This window comes from Pandoraea fibrosis (assembly GCF_000807775.2).
GTDB lineage: Bacteria > Pseudomonadota > Gammaproteobacteria > Burkholderiales > Burkholderiaceae > Pandoraea > Pandoraea fibrosis.
Map to the genome: position 1 here is coordinate 2536081 of NZ_CP047385.1, position 17763 is coordinate 2553843.

The 17763-nt window shown below is 61.2% G+C and carries 13 protein-coding genes and 1 tRNA gene; 6 read left to right on the forward strand and 8 right to left on the reverse strand.

Features of this window, described 5'->3' with window-relative positions; translation table 11 throughout:
• Window positions 1–132 precede the first annotated feature (132 nt).
• From PI93_RS11365 to PI93_RS11385, 5 genes are all read right to left on the reverse strand, one after another.
• A complete protein-coding gene (locus tag PI93_RS11365; protein WP_039367941.1) occupies window positions 133–2373 on the reverse strand; it encodes an NADP-dependent isocitrate dehydrogenase in 2241 nt (746 codons plus the stop codon).
• A 478-nt stretch (window positions 2374–2851) separates the two neighbouring features.
• A tRNA-Val gene (locus tag PI93_RS11370) sits at window positions 2852–2926 on the reverse strand.
• Window positions 2927–3193: 267 nt separating this feature from the next.
• On the reverse strand, window positions 3194–3934 hold the full coding sequence (gene dnaQ, locus PI93_RS11375; RefSeq protein ID WP_039367938.1) for a DNA polymerase III subunit epsilon: 741 nt from the start codon (window positions 3932–3934) through the stop codon (window positions 3194–3196).
• A 100-nt stretch (window positions 3935–4034) separates the two neighbouring features.
• The gene (rnhA, locus tag PI93_RS11380; protein ID WP_039367935.1) at window positions 4035–4481 is read right to left on the reverse strand and encodes a ribonuclease HI; all 447 of its coding nucleotides are present in this window, start codon (window positions 4479–4481) and stop codon (window positions 4035–4037) included.
• Between the two features lie 11 nt (window positions 4482–4492).
• Complete coding sequence (locus tag PI93_RS11385; protein WP_039367933.1) at window positions 4493–5353, reverse strand: methyltransferase domain-containing protein; 861 nt, start codon at window positions 5351–5353, stop codon at window positions 4493–4495.
• A gap of 14 nt (window positions 5354–5367) precedes the next feature.
• Here PI93_RS11385 and gloB point away from each other — a divergent pair, with 14 nt between their 5' ends.
• The 4 genes from gloB to mdtD all read left to right on the forward strand — a co-directional run bounded on the left by gloB (window position 5368) and on the right by mdtD (window position 12266).
• Window positions 5368–6195 carry a hydroxyacylglutathione hydrolase gene (gene gloB / locus PI93_RS11390; RefSeq protein ID WP_052240511.1) on the forward strand — a complete coding sequence of 276 codons (828 nt, stop codon included), beginning with the start codon at window positions 5368–5370 and terminating at the stop codon, window positions 6193–6195.
• 327 nt (window positions 6196–6522) lie between these two features.
• Window positions 6523–8229, forward strand: a complete 1707-nt coding sequence (locus PI93_RS11395; RefSeq protein WP_039367930.1) for a transglycosylase SLT domain-containing protein — start codon at window positions 6523–6525, stop codon at window positions 8227–8229.
• 431 nt (window positions 8230–8660) lie between these two features.
• Window positions 8661–10562, forward strand: coding sequence for a propionate--CoA ligase (locus PI93_RS11400; protein WP_039375876.1), 1902 nt, complete (start codon window positions 8661–8663; stop codon window positions 10560–10562).
• Window positions 10563–10811: 249 nt separating this feature from the next.
• Window positions 10812–12266, forward strand: coding sequence for a multidrug transporter subunit MdtD (mdtD, locus tag PI93_RS11405; protein ID WP_080759523.1), 1455 nt, complete (start codon window positions 10812–10814; stop codon window positions 12264–12266).
• A gap of 135 nt (window positions 12267–12401) precedes the next feature.
• Here the strand turns inward: mdtD and PI93_RS11410 are convergent, their stop codons facing one another.
• Window positions 12402–13328, reverse strand: coding sequence for a LysR family transcriptional regulator (locus tag PI93_RS11410; protein WP_039375875.1), 927 nt, complete (start codon window positions 13326–13328; stop codon window positions 12402–12404).
• 229 nt (window positions 13329–13557) lie between these two features.
• Between PI93_RS11410 and PI93_RS11415 the strand changes: the two genes are divergently transcribed.
• Both PI93_RS11415 and PI93_RS11420 read left to right on the forward strand, forming a co-directional pair.
• Window positions 13558–14955: a M20 family metallopeptidase gene (locus tag PI93_RS11415; protein ID WP_039375874.1), complete on the forward strand. Its 1398-nt coding sequence runs from the start codon at window positions 13558–13560 to the stop codon at window positions 14953–14955.
• Entirely contained in the window at window positions 14952–16307 is a 1356-nt protein-coding gene (locus PI93_RS11420; protein ID WP_039375871.1) for an MFS transporter, read from the forward strand. The genes PI93_RS11415 and PI93_RS11420 overlap by 4 nt, the downstream gene beginning before the upstream one ends.
• 119 nt (window positions 16308–16426) lie before the next feature.
• On the opposite strand, the gene PI93_RS11425 is transcribed toward PI93_RS11420, so the two are convergent.
• Both PI93_RS11425 and PI93_RS11430 read right to left on the reverse strand, forming a co-directional pair.
• The gene (locus PI93_RS11425) at window positions 16427–16711 is read right to left on the reverse strand and encodes a DUF5076 domain-containing protein (RefSeq protein ID WP_158453291.1); all 285 of its coding nucleotides are present in this window, start codon (window positions 16709–16711) and stop codon (window positions 16427–16429) included.
• A gap of 406 nt (window positions 16712–17117) precedes the next feature.
• Entirely contained in the window at window positions 17118–17726 is a 609-nt protein-coding gene (locus PI93_RS11430; RefSeq protein WP_144400435.1) for a hypothetical protein, read from the reverse strand.
• Between the last annotated feature and the right edge of the window lie 37 nt (window positions 17727–17763).

The window sequence follows — 17763 nt, forward strand, 5'->3', positions numbered from 1 at the left end:
TCCGCGCTCGCATCATCGACTTGAAGCCAATAAAAAAGCTGGCATATGCCAGCTTTTTTATTAGGTGCTACCGGGCGATCCTCGCAGACCGCCCGGCGTTCGACAAACCTCGTCGAACGTTTTCCCGATGCCTTACGCCTTCGCGACGCTTTCCAGCGCGGCGTTGAACGTCTTGCTCGGGCGCATGACCTGTTCGAGCTTCTCGAAGTCCGGCTTGTAGTAGCCGCCGATGTCCGTCGACTTGCCTTGCACGTCGGCGAGTTCGCCCACGATGGTCTTCTCGTTCTCGGTCAGTTGCTTGGCCAGCGGTGCGAAGGTCTTGGCCAGATCGGCGTCGTCCGTTTGCGCGGCCAGTTCCTGCGCCCAGTACATCGCCAGATAGAACTGGCTGCCACGGTTGTCCAGCTCGCCGGTCTTCGGCGACGGATTCTTGTTGTTGTCGAGCAGCTTGCCGGTCGCAGCGTCCAGCGTCTTGGCGAGGATCTTGGCACGTTGGTTGCCCGTCTTGATGCCCAGGTCTTCCAGCGAGACGGCCAATGCCAGGAATTCGCCCAGCGAGTCCCAGCGCAGGTGGTTCTCTTCCACCAATTGCTTGACGTGCTTCGGCGCCGAACCGCCGGCACCCGTTTCGTACATGCCGCCACCTGCCATCAGCGGCACGATCGACAGCATCTTGGCGCTGGTGCCCAGTTCCATGATCGGGAACAGGTCGGTCAGATAATCGCGCAGAATGTTGCCGGTCACCGAGATGGTGTCCAGACCGCGGATCACGCGCTCAAGCGTGTAACGCATGGCGCGCACTTGCGACATGATCTGGATGTCGAGGCCATTGGTGTCGTAATCCTTCAGGTAGGTTTCGACCTTCTTGATCAGTTCGGCTTCGTGCGGACGATACGGGTCGAGCCAGAACACGGCCGGCATGCCCGAGTTGCGCACGCGATTCACAGCGAGCTTCACCCAGTCGCGGATCGGGGCGTCCTTGACCTGGCACATACGCCAGATGTCGCCGGCTTCCACGTTCTGCGAGAGCAGCACTTCGCCCGTAGCGATGTCGACGATGTTCGCCACGCCGTCTTCGGCGATTTCGAACGTCTTGTCGTGCGAGCCGTATTCTTCTGCCTTCTGCGCCATCAGGCCCACGTTCGGCACCGTACCCATCGTGGTCGGATCGAACGCGCCATTCGTCTTGCAGAAGTTGATGATTTCCTGATAAATGCGAGCGAACGTGCTTTCCGGGATCACAGCCTTCGTGTCTTTCGGACGGCCATCGGCGCCCCACATCTTGCCGCCGATGCGGATCATGGCTGGCATCGAGGCGTCGACGATCACGTCGTTCGGTGCGTGCAGGTTCGAGATGCCCTTGGCCGAGTCGACCATCGCCAGTTCCGGGCGGTGCTCGTGGCAGGCGTGCAGATCGCGGATGATCTCTTCACGCTTCGAGCTGGGCAGCGATTCGATCTTTTCGTACAGATTGACGAGACCGTTGTTGACGTTCACGCCCAGTTCGTCGAACAGCTTGCCGTGCTTTTCGAAGGCTTCCTTGTAGAAGATCTTCACGGCGTGGCCGAACACGATCGGGTGCGAGACCTTCATCATGGTGGCCTTCACGTGCAGCGAGAACATCACGCCGGTCTTGCGCGCGTCTTCCATCTGCTCTTCGTAGAACTCGCACAGCGCTTTCTTGCTCATGAACATGCTGTCGATGATTTCGCCGTCGAGCAGCGAGACCTTCGGCTTGAGCACGATTGTCTTGCCGCTCTTGGTCACGAGTTCCATCTTGACGTCACGGGCGCGGTCGAGGGTCATCGACTTTTCGCCGTGGTAGAAGTCGCCATGCTTCATGTGCGCGACGTGCGTGCGCGACGCCATGCTCCACTCGCCCATGCTGTGCGGGTGCTTCTTGGCGTAGTTCTTGACGGCGAGCGGTGCGCGGCGATCCGAGTTGCCTTCGCGCAGCACCGGGTTCACGGCCGAACCCAGGCACTTCGAGTAGCGCTTCTGGATGGCCTTTTCTTCGTCGGTCTTCGGATCTTCCGGGTAATCCGGAATCTTGTAGCCCTTCGATTGCAGTTCCTTGATGGCGCTCTGCAACTGGAACACCGACGCGCTGATGTTCGGCAGCTTGATGATGTTCGTGCTCGGGTCTTGCGTCAGACGGCCCAGCTCAGCGAGGTTATCCGGCACGCGCTGTTCTTCCGTCAGGAATTCGGGGAATTCGCCGAGGATACGGCCCGACACGGAAATGTCGCTCGTCTCGACCGACACGCCCGCCGGTGCCGTGAACGTGCGAATGATCGGGAGGAAAGAGCCGGTGGCCAGAAGCGGTGCTTCGTCGGTCAGGGTGTAGATGATGCTGGGTTGCTGCGTACTCATCGCTGGTCTCGGATTCAAGAAGCAGGGAAAGGTGGGGGAACGCCGCTGACTGAGGTGACAGTCTGCTAGCCAAGACAAATTTCCCTGATTGTGACACGGGGCGGGGGCAAAACTGAAATGCCTTTTCGTAATGTGAATGCTTATGTCTTATATAAGACTGGCTCTGAAGGTCCCATAACTTCGTGAAAAACCCCGCAACATGAGGCGGGGCTTCGGTATGGCGGGATCGGGCGTCGCAAAGAGGAAAAGCAAATGCCGATCAGATTTTTTGTTTGGTAGAAAAAATCTATGATTTCACGCGCCGGAGTGGGGCGGGGGAAGGCGAGCCATGGGAATGAGGGGGGCTCGTGTGGGGCAATTCGAGCGCACGTGTTTAGGGGGAGGGGATTTTGACGAAGGACTAATGAAAAAACCCCGGAAGCCATCGGGCGCCGGGGTTTTTTGTGTGGGCATCGATAGGAATCGCTTGCCACTTATCTGGTGGGTGGTACAGGGATTGAACCTGTGACCCCTGCCGTGTGAAGGCAGTGCTCTACCGCTGAGCTAACCACCCAAATCATTAACTAAATCAATGATCTAGTGCCGATTGCTGAAGCTTTCGTTTCGCAATCAGGAGCAGAACTTTAACTGTTTTCACAGAAGCCTGCAACCTTTCTTTTGTTCTTTTTTGCTGCCGTCGTGACGATATCTCTCGATCACTTCACGTCGTTTCTTGCGATGACTCGCAAGCAGCAAAGACAGCGATTATAGGGGCGTTTTTTTCGTTTGGGAAGGGCTTCGTGCGAAATTTTCGCAAAGTCTCGGTTCGTTCTGCACGAGCTTACGCGGCGGGCGGCGCATCGCCTTCGGGCGGTGCCGGTTCCTTGCGCCACACGCACGTTCCCTTCATGCCCTTGTCGATACCGTTAAGCACGTCGTCGTGAAGCGCGATTTCTTCGGTCGCGGCTGCGATGACCGGCAGATCGAACTGGCGCAGCGAAATCTTTTCGCGATGCGCACCTGCCTCGCCGCCATCGCTATCGTCCGCATCGATGACAAGACTTTCCTGACCGCGCGTCATGGCGAGGTAGACATCGGCGAGCAGTTCCGCGTCGAGCAATGCGCCGTGCAATGTACGGTGTGCATTGTTCACGCCGAGACGTTCGCAAAGGGCGTCGAGCGAATTGCGTCGGCCGGGGAACATCTCGCGCGCTCGCATCAGCGTGTCGATCAGGCCCGAGCAGTGCTGCATGAACGGCGGCCAACCGAGTCGGCCGTACTCCATATCGAGGAAGCCCAGGTCGAACGCTGCATTGTGGATGATGATCTCGGCTCCACGGCAATACTCGCGCAACTGTTCCGCGATTTCGGCGAACTTCGGCTTGTCGGAGAGGAATTCGGTGGTCAGCCCGTGCACCGCCAGAGCGCCCGGGTCGCTGTCGCGCTCGGGGTTGATGTAAAAGTGCAGGTTGTTGCCGGTCAGGCGGCGATTGACCAGTTCGACGCAACCGATTTCCAGCAGACGGTCGCCCGTCTTGGCGTTCAGGCCGGTGGTTTCGGTATCGAGGATCAGTTGTCGCATGATGTTCGGTAAGTCTCGTGTGCTTTCGGAATTGGCGCGCTGGGGCGATAGTGCCTCACGCAACGCGCGGAGGGTGCTTCAGGGGATCGTCGCCAGCGTGCTAACCGCGACGCAGGCTTTCCACGCCACGATTGGCCAACTGGTCGGCAGCTTCATTGCCTTCGTGTCCGGCGTGGCCCTTCACCCAGCGCCAGTCGATCTCGTGCTTCTGCGAAACGGCGTCGAGCGTCTGCCAGAGATCGGCGTTCTTCACCGGCTCCTTGGCGGCCGTCTTCCAACCGCGCGCCTTCCAGCCGTGAATCCACTCGCTGATCCCCTTTTGCACGTACTGCGAGTCGGTATGGAGCACCACATGGCAGGGTTTGTTCAGGGCTTCGAGCGCGCGAATGACGGCGAGAAGCTCCATGCGATTGTTGGTCGTGTTGGCTTCGCCACCGAACATTTCCTTGCGGTGTTTGCCCGCGACGAGCAGGGCGCCCCAACCGCCGGGGCCGGGATTGCCTTTGCAGGCACCGTCGGTATAGATCTCAACTTGCGGCAAGGTCATCTCTCAAACAATCAATCGGGCGCGTCGGTCGCTTCAGCCAACTGGCGATGCGTGGTGTTGGGCGTGGCGACCGGTGCCGCCGCTGGCTGGAGGCCGAGTATACGCTTGCGGACTTTGCCGACCAAGCGCATGCCGCGCACCCGCTTGACCGCCCGCACCGCATAGAGCGCGCCGAAGATCGGCCACCAGCGATCGCCGGCCGGCTCCATGAACTCGAAGCGTTGCAGCCAGTGGTCGCCGCGCAGGGGCGGACGGTAGCAGCCGAAGCGTCCGCGATCGATATCGAACGACAGGAGCTTGAGCCAGTCTTTCAGGCGCGTAAATGCGATGAGGTCGGCCCCGGGTGGCAGAAACGGCGCACCGGCGAGCCGGCCCAGCTCCTCGCGGGCTCCCCACAGGCTCAGATTGTTGAAGCCGGTGATGATGACCTGCCCCTCAGGAACGAGAATGCGCTCGACTTCGCGCAGGATGTCGTGAGGGTTCTCGGCAAACTCGAGCACATGCGGCAGTACCACAAGGTCGGTACTTGCCGTGGCGATGGGTAACTCGTCGAACCGGCTGACAAGAATGTCGCGGGCGACCATGACGGCGGGGCCGGCATCGCACGACGGTGTGCTGCCCGTCGTGTCGCTGGCGGCCTTGGTCATGAGCGGTGGGGCTTCGGCGCCGCGTGCGGCGGGAAGAATGAGGCCGCGATAAGGCATGCGGTTTTCGCGTAGCGTATCCAGCTCGGGACGGCCAAGTTGCAGCGCGTGATAGCCGAACAGATCCCCGACCCATTGATCGAAGAGGGCCTGTTCCCATGCAAGCGCGTAGCGGCCTGGCGGTGAGACGAGCCAGACGGGCCAGTCTATAATCGGACGTTCTGACATGGTGGCGAGTATATATGGATGCGCACGCAGATGCGGCGAGTGAGCCGTCGGCCGGTACACTGACCGTCTTCCCCGTTCCCGCGTTCCAGGACAATTATCTCTGGGTCGTCGATAACGGCAAAGATGCCGTGGTCGTCGACCCGGGCGACGCCGCGCCGGTGCTCGCTTATCTGAAATCGCGCGGCCTCACGCTGCGCGCCATTCTCATCACACACAAGCACGCTGATCACATCGGCGGTGTCGACACGCTGCTCGAGCATTTCGACGTTCCGGTGCACGGCCCGGCTCACGAAGCCATCGCTTGTGTCGATCATCCGCACGAGGGGGGCGAGACGGTTCATATCGCGTCTCCGGCCATGACGCTCAAGGTGATCGATGTGCCCGGTCACACGTCGGGACATATCGCGTACTTCCTCGGCGCCGGGGTGGCAGGCGCGCCCCATCTGTTCTGCGGCGACACGCTGTTCTCGTGCGGTTGCGGCCGGCTGTTCGAAGGTACCCCCGCGCAGATGCTCGCGTCGCTCGATGCGCTTGCGGCACTCCCGCCCGAGACACTCGTGCATTGCGCGCACGAATACACGCTCTCGAATATTCGCTTTGCGCTGGCCGTCGACCCGGATAACGCGGCCCTCGCGGCGTGGCATCGGGAGGCTACGGCGCTTCGTGCTGCCGGACGCCCGACGTTACCCACCACGCTCGCTCAGGAGCGTTTGACGAACCCTTTCCTGCGCAGCGACGCCCCGGCGGTCGTCGCGGCCGCCGAAGCCCATGCCGGCCGCGCAACGCTCTCCCGCGAGGCGGTATTCGCGACGGTGCGCGGCTGGAAAGATTCCTTCCGCTGATCGTGAATGCGTCATGCTGTCAATAGCATGACGCGTCATGATCTCTGGCATAAGGCGGACGTTGACAGCTTCATATACGTCTGCTCAGCCTCGCAAAATCACCCCGGATATGAAGTTTCGGTGTCGTCTCGATGGCATCGTATACGCCACTTTCGTGTGTCTCATCGGCCACAAGGGCATCGGCGGAATTTAGGGATAACCCCTATTTTTGGGGCGTTTGGGCGTAAATTTTGCAAAAAAAATAGGCAGAAAGGTTGACGCATCTGAAGGGTTTCCTTACCATCCTTGCCAATTTCATGAAGATGTCACCCAATTCGAGCCCGATCAATGCGACTTATCGTTAGCTTGCTACTGACGCTGCTTCTAGCGGCTTGCGCCAGCACAGCGCCGACCACAGGTGCGTCGAATTCCACCCCCGAAGCGCAGAGCAAGTCGCCTCTCGCGTCGAACGCCAAAGGCAAGCAACGCGTCTCCAGCGATCAGACCATCGATCTGGACAACGACTCGCTGGGCGACTTGGCGTACGGCAGCGACGACGCCGATCTCTGGTCACGCATTCGTCACGGTTTCGCCATCCCCGATCTGGATACCGACCTCGCACAGGACCGCACGCAGTGGTATGCACAGCGTCCTGAATACGTCGAGCGCATGATCCAGCGGTCGAACAAGTATCTGTTCCACATCGTTGAAGAACTCGATCGTCGTCATATGCCGACGGAACTGGCGTTGTTGCCGTTCGTGGAAAGCGCGTACAACCCTCAGGCACTGTCGACGGCCAAGGCCGCCGGTATGTGGCAGTTCATTCCCAGCACGGGCAAGACGTACAACCTGAAGCAGAACATGTGGCAGGACGAGCGCCGCGATGTGCTCGCCTCGACGACCGCCGCGCTCGATTACCTCTCGAAGCTTTATGCGATGTTCGGCGACTGGCATCTGGCGCTTGCGGCCTATAACTGGGGCGAGGGCAACGTGCAGCGCGCGATCGACCGCAACCAGGCGCAAGGTCTGCCGACCGATTACCTGAGCCTGCGTATGCCGACCGAGACACGTTATTACGTGCCGAAGCTGCAGGCGATCAAGAACATCATTGCGCATCCCGACCTCTATAGCGTGAAGCTGCCGGAGATTCCGAATCACCCGTATTTCGTCAGCGTGACCACCAAGCGCGACATCGACGTGGCCCTGGCGGCGAAGCTGGCCGATTTGCCGCTCGACGAATTCCGCGCGCTGAACCCGTCGTTCCGCAAGCCGGTGATTCTCGGCGCTGCGCAGCCGCAAATTCTGTTGCCGTTCGACAGCGCGGAGGTGTTCCAGCGTCGTCTGAAGGGCTACGACAAGCCGCTCTCGAGCTGGACTACGTACACGTCGTCCTCGCGTGAGCGTCCGGAAGATGTGGCGAACAAGCTCGGCGTCGACGCTGCCGTCATCCGCTCGGTCAACAACATTGCACCGCGCATGCGTCTGAAGGCAGGCTCGACCCTGCTCGTGCCGCGCTCGGACGACATCGATCAGGACATCAGCGCGTCGGTGGCCAGCAATGCGGTGCTCGCCCTGGAACCGGATCTTCCCGATACCCGCAAGGTCATGGTGCGTGCGCGCAAGCACGACACGCTCGCGAGCGTGGCCTCGCGTAGCGGTGTGAGTGTGGCGCAGATCAAGAGCTGGAATCGTCTGCGTCGCGATACGCTCACGTCTGGCCAACTGCTGGTACTGCATGTCCCGGTCAAGGACGCGTCGCGTGTGATGGCGGCTTCCGCCGCACCGGCGGCCGCGGCTGCCAAGGACGACGACGACGCCCCGCGCACGCGCATGGTGCGTGGAAAGAATGGCAAGATGATTCGCGTGGTCGACCGTCGCCCGGCCGCCAGCACCGCCAAAACGGCGGTGGCGAGCAGCAAGACGGCGCCGGCCAAGGTCGCTTCGAAAGCCCCTGCCAAGGCCGTTGCCAAGGCCCCGGCAAAGGCGGTTGCCAAGACCGCTGCCAAGCCGGCCGCAAAGACCCCAGCGAAGGTCACGAAGACGGCGCAGCGCTAAGCGGCCGGCCTTCCATTTTCGCTGGGCCGGCAATCGCCGCATCGCCAGCATCGAACAAAACGCCCGTGAGGATTGCCCTCACGGGCGTTTTGTTTTACAGGGCGCGAATGTTTCCCGCATCGCTCGACGGGCTCTACATCGGCTTCGGACACGCCGCTCTTGCGTCATCTGACTCGGCGTAATCCCCTAGCGTTTCGCGCACCGTTGGGTGCTGCCCGGTAAGCCTTCCGTAAGCGTCAACGCGCACACTGAACGCGAGGCACGCCACGCGTGTCCGACGATTTCATTGCACCGTAATGCATTGCCGGTCGATGGCGACACGCCACCGGCCCTGCCGGCCCGATCCGGCGCCGCGCCAACTCCGTTCCCTCCGGCACCGTCGGAGCGGCATGACGAGCGCGCGAGCCCATTCCTATAGGCAAGGAGACACCATGACTTCGTATGCGTCGTTTCACACCCGCTCGATCACTCCCGATTCGCGTGCGGCTTTCTGGGAGGAGCAGGCCCGGCTGATCGACTGGGAGACGCCCTTCACGCAGGTCCTCGACTACGACAAGCCGCCGTTTGCCCGCTGGTTCGTCGGTGGCAGAACAAATCTGTGTCACAACGCCGTGGATCGTCACCTGCCGTCGCGTGGCACGCAAAACGCGCTGATCTGGGTCTCGACGGAGACCGAGCAGGAGCGCGTCTATACATATGACGAGCTGGCCGCGGAAGTCAATCGCATGGCGGCGTCGCTGCAATCGCTCGGTGTGACGCGCGGCGAGCGCGTATTGATCTACATGCCGATGGTGCCCGAGGCGTTGTTTGCCATGCTCGCATGCACGCGACTCGGCGCGATCCATTCGGTCGTGTTCGGCGGGTTCGCTTCGGTCAATCTGGCCGCGCGCATCGACGACGCGCAACCGAAAGTCATCGTTTCGGCCGACGCCGGATCGCGTAACGGCAAGGTTGTCCCCTATAAACCGTTGCTCGACGAGGGCATCGCACTGGCACAGCACAAGCCGCCGAGCGTATTGCTGATTGACCGGGGGCTGGCGCCGATGACGCGTGTAGCGGGGCGCGACGTCGACTACGCGCCATTGCGTGAGCAACATCTCGACGCGTTGATTCCGTGCGAATGGCTCGAGTCGAGCGAACCGTCTTACGTCCTTTATACGTCGGGCACGACGGGCAAGCCGAAAGGCGTACAACGCGACACCGGCGGGTATGCCGTCGCGTTGGCGTCGTCGATGCAGCACATATTCTGCGCGAAGCCCGGCGACACGATGTTCTGCGCGTCCGACATCGGCTGGGTGGTCGGGCACAGCTATATCGTGTATGCGCCGCTGCTCGCGGGCATTGCGACGGTGATGTACGAAGGCACGCCGATTCGCCCTGATGGCGGGATCTGGTGGCGCATCGTCGAGAAGTACAAGGTGACGCAACTCTTCACCGCGCCGACGGCGATCCGTGTGCTCAAGAAACAGGACCCGGCGTATCTGACACAGTACGACCTGTCGTCGCTGCGACTGATCTTCCTCGCGGGCGAACCGCTCGACGAGCCGACGGCACGCTGGCTCACGGACGGCGTCGGCAAGCCGGTCGTCGACAACTACTGGCAGACAGAGACCGGCTGGCCGATTCTCGGCATGGCGCGTGGCGTCGAGGTCTTGCCGGGCAAGCTCGGATCACCGGGCAAGCCGGTGTACGGCTACGACGTGAAGCTCGTGGATGAGGCGACGGGCGAGGACTGCGGCCCGAATCAGAAGGGTGTGCTGGCCATCGAAGGGCCGCTGCCGCCCGGGTGCATGAGCACCGTGTGGGGCGACGACGCGCGTTTCGTCAACACCTATTGGCAGACGGTGCCGGGCCGCATGCTGTACTCGAGTTTCGATTGGGGCGTGCGCGACGAGGACGGCTATTACTTCATTCTTGGCCGCACCGACGATGTCATCAACGTTGCGGGTCACCGACTTGGCTCGCGCGAGATCGAGGAGAGCATTGCCAGTCACCCCGCGGTCGCGGAAGTGGCCGTCATCGGCGCGCAGGATGCGCTCAAGGGGCAAGTGGCGATGGCGTTCGCGGTGCTGCGTCAACCGGAGTTGGTGGCAACGCCAGAGGCGCGTCTGGCGCTGGAGGGCGATGTCATGAAGACGGTGGATAAGCAGTTGGGGGCGGTGGCGCGCCCGGCGCGGGTGTTCTTCGTCGCCATGCTGCCCAAGACGCGCTCCGGCAAGCTGCTGCGGCGTGCGATTCAGGCGATCTGCGAAGGCCGGGAGACGGGCGATCTGATAACGCTCGAGGACCCGGCGGCGCTCGAACAGGTGCGCGATGCGGTGAAGGGCGTGTAGTTGGCCGGGAGGCTCAGAGCGAGGGGACTCCCGCAATGAAGGTCAGAGCCAAGCGGGCGGCGCATCCGATTTTTCGGACTGCGCCGCAGTGCATTTTGGCGGGCACTAGGGTTAGATATCGGTAATCGACGTCGCATTGCGACATGGCGTCTGCCATCGCCGGTATGATTTCGCGAGTTGTCTGCCGGATTGACGGCTGCCTCATCCATGGCAGACGCTTGCGCCCATGACCGTTCATTGCTCATCGACATGACTTCACCCAATCCGGCCGCCTGGCGGCAGAAAGCGATGCTCTTTGTGGTGTCCGTCGGCTTCTTCATGCAGACGCTGGACTCCACGATCGTCAATACGGCGCTGCCGGCGATGGCGCGCGATCTCGGACAATCGCCATTGCACATGCAGGCGGTGGTCATTGCCTATGCGCTGACCATGGCCGTCACGATTCCGTTGTCGGGATGGCTGGCGGACCGGTTGGGCACGCGCGTGGTGTTTTCCAGCGCGTTGACGATCTTCTCCATCGGCTCTGCGATGTGCGCCTATTCCAGCACGCTGGATGCGCTCGTCTGGTGGCGCGTGGTGCAAGGCTTTGGCGGCGCGATGCTGCTGCCGGTCGGGCGGTTGGCGGTGCTGCGTACCTTCCCGCGTGAGCAGTACTTGCAGGCGCTCGCGTTTGTTGCGGTGCCGGGCATGATCGGTCCTCTGATCGGCCCGACACTGGGCGGATGGCTGGTCAAGGTGGCGTCATGGCATTGGGTGTTCCTGATCAACGTGCCGGTCGGCGTGGCGGGTTGTGTGGCGGCACACTTCTTCCTGATCAATGCGCGCGCGCCGCATCAGACGTCGTTTGATATCAAGGGATACCTGCTGCTCTCTGTCGGCATGGTGGCAACGTCGCTGGCACTCGACCGGCACGCCGATATGGCGGGCGCGCATGCCCTCATGCTGGTATTGCTGGTGGTGGGATTCGCCGGCTTCGTGGCCTATGGGTTGTATGCGAATCGAACGCCGCAGCCGCTGTTCTCGCTCGCGATGTTCCGGGTGCATACGTTCAGTGTCGGGTTGCTTGGCAACCTCTTTGCGCGCATCGGCATCGCGGCGGTGCCTTATCTCGTGCCGCTGCTGCTGCAAGTGAGTCTCGGTTATACGGCGTTCGAAGCGGGGTTGCTGATGCTGCCGATCACCATTACCGGGATTTTTGCCAAGAGCCTCGCGACCCATTTGGTCATGCGTTACGGCTATCGGCCTGTGCTGGTATGGAACACGATTCTGGCCGGAGGGGTGATGGCGAGTTTCGCGGTGGTGACTCCTCACTATCCCGTGCCGTTGCTCATCATCCAGTTGGGCATACTCGGCGGTATCAATTCGATTCAGTTCACGGCCATGAACACGCTGACGCTGAAGGACCTGAATCCGGATGACGCGAGCGGTGGAAACAGTCTTTTCTCACTGGTGCAAATGCTGGCGATGAGCTTTGGTCTGACGGTGGGCGGGGCGTTGCTGGTGACGTTTACCGGTGCGTTTGGGGAGAGTGCGGGCGTTGGGGCGCTGCCTGCGTTCCGTGCGACGTTCGCGTGCGTCGGCTTGATCACTTGTTGTTCGGCTTGGATTTTTGCGCAGCTGACCGACCGTGAGCAAATGGCCACCGACGACGGCGATGCGCAGGCACAGGCCGTGGCAGCGACGCCGCCGCCTCCGGCGAATTAGGGGATGGGACGGAGATGATTTGAGGTGGCACGCCGCACCTCGCTGCCTATTGCCGCGATGGGCGCGATGGGTGCGATGGGCGATAGATTCACGGATGACAAAAGCGGGCGGCGGCTCGGAAGCCCCGCATCCGCCTCAGGCACGTGAGGTCAACGGTGTATCGAGAATTTCCGGCGCGCGAATGGCATCGATCAACAGGCCGAGAAAGGCTTCGACGGGGGCGGGCAGGGTGCGTCCGGCCATCGTCTGCACTTGCAGTGAGCGCTGATGCAGCGCGGGGTTCCGGATCGGAATGGCGACGAGTCCCTCGGGCGTCAGGCGGCTGCGCACTGTGAGCAGGCCTGTGAGCGTGACCGCATTTCCCGAGCGCACGAAGCTGTGCAAGGCGGCGTGATAGTTGCTGACGAACACGGGCTCGAACAGCAGGCCTTCGAGTGTGCAGCACAGGTCGAACATCTGCCGGATGGTCACGCCGGCGTTCGATAGCGCCAGCGGGTAGGGCAGCAGATCGGCTAACGCGACGTCGCGTCGTTTGGAGAGCGGGTGCCGCTTGGCCATCAGGGCATAGATCGGCGCCGGCTGTGTGTGAACGACCTGCACTCCTTTCTCCGGCGCGACGCTGAAACACACGGCGATATCGGCCTCGCCGTCGCGCACGCGCACGGTGGCGTCGAACGGCGAGACAACGTCGAGCAGGAAGTGCGCGCCTGGGTACGCCTCTCGAAAGCGTGCAAAGACCTGCGGCAGGAAGTCTCGCGCGACCCCTTCGGCACTGGCGACGCGAATCGTCGCGCGCCCCACCTCTGCGAGTCCCCGGATTTCCGATGTCACGCGCTCGGCGTCGAGCAGTACCCGACGCGCGTGATCGGCGAGCAACTCACCGGCTTCGCTTAACACCATGCCACGCGGCCTGCGCTCGAATAGCGGTGTGCCCAGGTCTTCTTCGAGCTTTGCGATCTGGCGGCTCAGGGCGGAGACGGCCACATGCAGGCGTTCCGAGGCACGACTCAGTGAGCCTGTGCGGGCGACTTCGAGAAAGTAACGCAGCGCGTGAGTTTGCATGGGTAAGCGCTCGGATGACGAAAGGGGAAGGGGGCGGCCGAGTCCGTGTTCGGCCGGGATTTTGCTTTGCCGAAACGGCAAAGAAACCTTCGAAATATTATCATTGTTGTCAAAAATACCCGCTCCTAGAATGGCCTGAACGGTTGTGCCGCAGCGTGCTACCGACACGCGTCGCAGTGATGTGCGAGACAAGGCCGCCGTGCCCTCATCAGCCATCTGGAGACAAGCAGTGACACGTAGCGCAGCGATTTCCCAAGCCACCGCCCAATACGATTCGGGCGCGTTCCTCGATACCCTCAACCGTCGCGTTGCCTACAAGACCGAGAGTCAGGAGGCGGACAGCGGCGATGTGCTGCACGCCTATCTCTCGGAGGAAATGACACCTGCGCTCGCGGCGCTGGGCTTTACGTCGCGCATCGTGCCCAATCCGGTGCCGGGCGGCGGGCCGTTCCTGATCGCGCAACGCCATGAGAGCGACAACGTGCCGACGGTGCTTACCTATGGGCATGGCGACGTGGTGCGGGGCTACGACGCGCAATGGCGCGACGGGCTCAAGCCATGGGAGATCGTGGTGGAGGGCGACCGCTGGTACGGACGCGGCACCGCCGACAACAAGGGCCAGCACACGATCAATCTGGCGGCGCTGTCGGAGGTATTGGCGTTGCGTGGCGGCAAGCTTGGCTACAACGTGAAGATGATTGTGGAGATGGGCGAGGAGATGGGCTCGCCGGGATTGCACGCGATTTGCGAGCAATTGCGCGACGAGTTGCGTGCCGATGTGCTGATCGCTTCCGACGGGCCGCGATTGGCGGCGGAGCGTCCCACGGTGTTCCTGGGCTCGCGCGGTCTGGTCAATTTCAAGCTCAGCCTGAATTTGCGCGAAGGAGGTCACCATTCGGGCAACTGGGGCGGGCTGTTGCGCAATCCGGGGGTCGTGCTGGCGAACGCGATTGCGTCGATTGTCGATGGGAACGGAAAGATCCTTGTGGAAGGGCTTCGTCCGCCCGAGATGCCCGCGTCGGTGCGGCGCGCGCTCGCCGGGCTGGAGGTTGGCGGTGGGCCGAACGATCCCGAAGTCGACGTGGACTACGGCGAGCCGGGCCTGACACCGACCGAGCGCGTGATCGGCTGGAACAACATCGAGGTGTTGGCGTTCAAGACGGGCAACCCCGAGAAGCCCGTCAATGCCATTCCGTCTTACGCCTATGCGCATATGCAGATCCGTTTCGTTGTCGGCACCGATTGGGAGCGGCTCGGCGAGATCATGCGTGCGCATCTGGACGCCCATGGCTTCCCGATGGTCGAGGTCGAAGTCGAGCGTGGTGTGATGGCGACGCGCCTTGACCCGGAAGACCCATGGGTACAGTGGGCACTCGCGTCGATGCGAGAGACGACCGGCAAGCCGCCGGTACTGCTGCCGAATCTCGGCGGCACACTGCCGAACGACGTGTTCGCGGATGTGCTCGGCCTGCCCACGCTGTGGGTGCCGCACTCGTACCCGGCATGCTCGCAGCACGCGCCGGACGAGCATTTGCTCGGATCGGTCGCGCGTGAGGCGTTGCAGATCATGGCGGGGCTGTTCTGGGATCTGGGGGATGTGGACCTCAAAGAGGGGAAGCCGCGATGAACAGCACCGCTGCCGCCGCCGGGGCGGGCCAGACTAACGGCGCATCGAGCGCCGACAAGGAGGGCGCGCGCACGGATGTGCCCGTCTACAAGCTGATTGTCGCGACGTCCATCGGGAACGCGCTCGAATGGTATGACCTGATCGTCTACGGCTACTTTGCGGTAACGATCTCGAAGCTGTTCTTTCCCGCACACGACGAGACCGTGTCGTTGCTGATGGCCCTGGGAACGTTTGCGTTGTCGTATCTGGCGCGTCCGCTCGGAGCCTTCGTGTTGGGGGCGTATGCGGATCGTCACGGGCGTCGTGCGTCGTTGATGCTATCGATCGCGATGATGACTGTGGGCACCGGGCTTATCGCGTTCATGCCGACCTATGCGGCGATTGGCGTATGGGCGCCGATCGGCATCTTCGTGTCGCGGCTGATGCAAGGGTTTTCGGCGGGCGGCGAGTTTGGCAGTTCGACAGCGTTTCTCGTCGAGCATGTGCCGAACCGGCCGGGCTTCATGTCGAGCTGGCAGTTTGCGAGTCAGGGGGCGAGCACGTTGTTGGCGTCGGCGTTCGGGGCGGTCCTCACGGGTGCGCTGACGCAGCCGCAACTCGAATCCTGGGGATGGCGCATTCCGTTCCTGTTCGGGATGCTGGTCGGCCCGATCGGGCTGTACATCCGGAAGTATGTGGACGAGACGCCTGCGTTCGAGCGCGACGTCGCACGCAAGAGTGCTGCGCGGGCAGAAGAGGGTGACGCGGGCAAATCGCCGGTATGGGAGGTCTTGGCGACGCAGAAATCGCGTTTGCTGGTGTCTATCGGCGCGCTGGTGCTGACGACGACGGCGAACTACATGATCTTGTACATGCCGACGTATGCCACGAAACAGCTGGGTTTACCGCCGTCGCAAGGTTTCATTGCAACGCTGGTGACGGGCTTCGTGATCATGACGCTGACGCCCTTCGTCGGCCATTGGTCGGATAAGGTCGGGCGGGTTCGCATCATGCTGGTGGCCGGGGTGTTGTTCCTGTGCACGGTGTATCCGGCGTTTGCTTTCATGAACGCTCATGCGTCGCTGGCGACGATGATGGTGGTGATGCTGTGGGTCGGCACGTTGAAGGCGGTGTACTTTGCGCCGATACCGGCACTGATGTCGTCGCTGTTCCCGACGCGCACGCGCGCCACGGGCATGGCCGTTGGCTACAACCTCGGCACGACGATCTTCGGCGGCTTCACGCCGTTGGCGGTGGCGTGGTTGATTGCGGCGTCGGGCAACAAGCTGGCGCCGGGGCTGTATCTGATGATGGGTGCGGTGATCAGTCTGACGACGCTGCTGATCGCCAGGGCGCGGATGGGGGCGCGTTGATAGCGTGAAGGGTGGGCTGGAAAGCCCGGGGGGAGGCGCTCGACGGCGTTGCGTGTGAGGGTTACGCGCGAGGCCGGCGTGGCGCCTTCCTGCTTTGAAGCGGGGGAGGGGGTGGGGCTTTAGTGATGTTGCTGTGACGCGCTGTCGCTTGGTATTGCGGTAGGGGTGCTGAGTTCCTGAAGGAAGTGATCCCGAACGAGGGTCAGCGAGTCGGTATCTGTGCGCGGATAGTTTTGTTGCAGTGTGGTCGATACCTGCCGGGCGACGTCGGCGAGAATCACGCCCCAGATGGCCTCTTCCGACAACAGTTTCGATTCCTGATACATCCCGATTTTCATTGAGCAGTACATCGTCTGATCTGCGGTCCAGACGCGGAGCATCTCTACGGCGTCCTCGTCGTACATCACGGAATCGGGGATCGGGCACTCGTGCATCGCATTCCTCACTTGACGTTATTGGCTCGCGAGAGCCTTTTGCTTGGGGTGGGCAGCGTTCTCAGGATTCTTTCCGGCGGAAACCAATGTCGATGATGACGTGGTGGATCTCCCAAACCCATCAGGTGTCGGCCGTAGATTGCTTTGGTACTTGTCTGATAAGTGGGGCGGCGCCGAAGCGTTTGAGCCGAGCCGCCCAGTGGGAAAGAGGTGTTTCATTCTCCGCTATGGAAGCGCATTTGCCCGCGACGTTTGTCACCATCGTGCGCGATGACCGTGCTGTAGTCTCGCTGGTGCCGTTGTCTGCGCGAGTCGAAACATCGCCATGCGCCGGTCAATCTTTGGGGGGGCGCAAACGTCGATCGTTCCGAATGTTCTAATTGATTTCAATAGGACTTAATAATGTGGTTCCTTCCTGATTGCGGATTTCGAAAACCATGACCGAGCATTCTCGTCCATTGCTATAGGAGCCCACTTCGTAGTCTTTTCCTGGTTTAGGAACGAAGCTAACAATCTCGCTTGAGCAACGTTTTTTATTCTTTATGCTCTTGATGGATCCGTCGGGATTATGAAAAAAATTACCAACCGTGATAAACGAATTTTTGACTTGCAATTCGCGTCCGGCAGGGATGACAAACTCTCGATAAAATATCTTTGAAAGTAGATCGCTATTCTGTTGAATATTCTTCGTGTTCTCGGTTTCGCTAATGCCGATGCTTTCATTTTTCACTGTTCCGAAAAATGAGCTAAATGCATCTCCCGTGCTGCCGCCAACGTTCACTTCAACAAATTCTCCTTGGGAAACTTCGACCGTCATGGACGTCGATTTTCCATTCTGTCCGAATAAGCGGATGCGTGCCGAGTTGGATGGGTCATATTGTTGGCTGATGGCAGGAAGATGCGTATTGACGCATGCCGACAATAAAAAAGCCGCTGCCGAAGTAATCAAGATTTTTTGAGTCATTGTGAATTTTTTTGCATCCATGGAGAAAATCCATATTTGTAGAAATTTTTGACCAGCG

Coding starts and splice junctions, on each gene's coding strand:
- PI93_RS11420 (WP_039375871.1), top strand. CDS start 14,952: ATGAACAGCACCGCTGCCGCCGCCGGGGCGGGCCAGACTAACGGCGCA.
- PI93_RS11430 (WP_144400435.1), bottom strand. CDS start 17,726: ATGGATGCAAAAAAATTCACAATGACTCAAAAAATCTTGATTACTTCG.
- PI93_RS11395 (WP_039367930.1), top strand. CDS start 6,523: ATGCGACTTATCGTTAGCTTGCTACTGACGCTGCTTCTAGCGGCTTGC.
- PI93_RS11425 (WP_158453291.1), bottom strand. CDS start 16,711: ATGTACGACGAGGACGCCGTAGAGATGCTCCGCGTCTGGACCGCAGAT.
- PI93_RS11410 (WP_039375875.1), bottom strand. CDS start 13,328: ATGCAAACTCACGCGCTGCGTTACTTTCTCGAAGTCGCCCGCACAGGC.
- mdtD (WP_080759523.1), top strand. CDS start 10,812: ATGACTTCACCCAATCCGGCCGCCTGGCGGCAGAAAGCGATGCTCTTT.
- PI93_RS11365 (WP_039367941.1), bottom strand. CDS start 2,373: ATGAGTACGCAGCAACCCAGCATCATCTACACCCTGACCGACGAAGCA.
- rnhA (WP_039367935.1), bottom strand. CDS start 4,481: ATGACCTTGCCGCAAGTTGAGATCTATACCGACGGTGCCTGCAAAGGC.
- dnaQ (WP_039367938.1), bottom strand. CDS start 3,934: ATGCGACAACTGATCCTCGATACCGAAACCACCGGCCTGAACGCCAAG.
- PI93_RS11385 (WP_039367933.1), bottom strand. CDS start 5,353: ATGTCAGAACGTCCGATTATAGACTGGCCCGTCTGGCTCGTCTCACCG.
- gloB (WP_052240511.1), top strand. CDS start 5,368: ATGGATGCGCACGCAGATGCGGCGAGTGAGCCGTCGGCCGGTACACTG.
- PI93_RS11400 (WP_039375876.1), top strand. CDS start 8,661: ATGACTTCGTATGCGTCGTTTCACACCCGCTCGATCACTCCCGATTCG.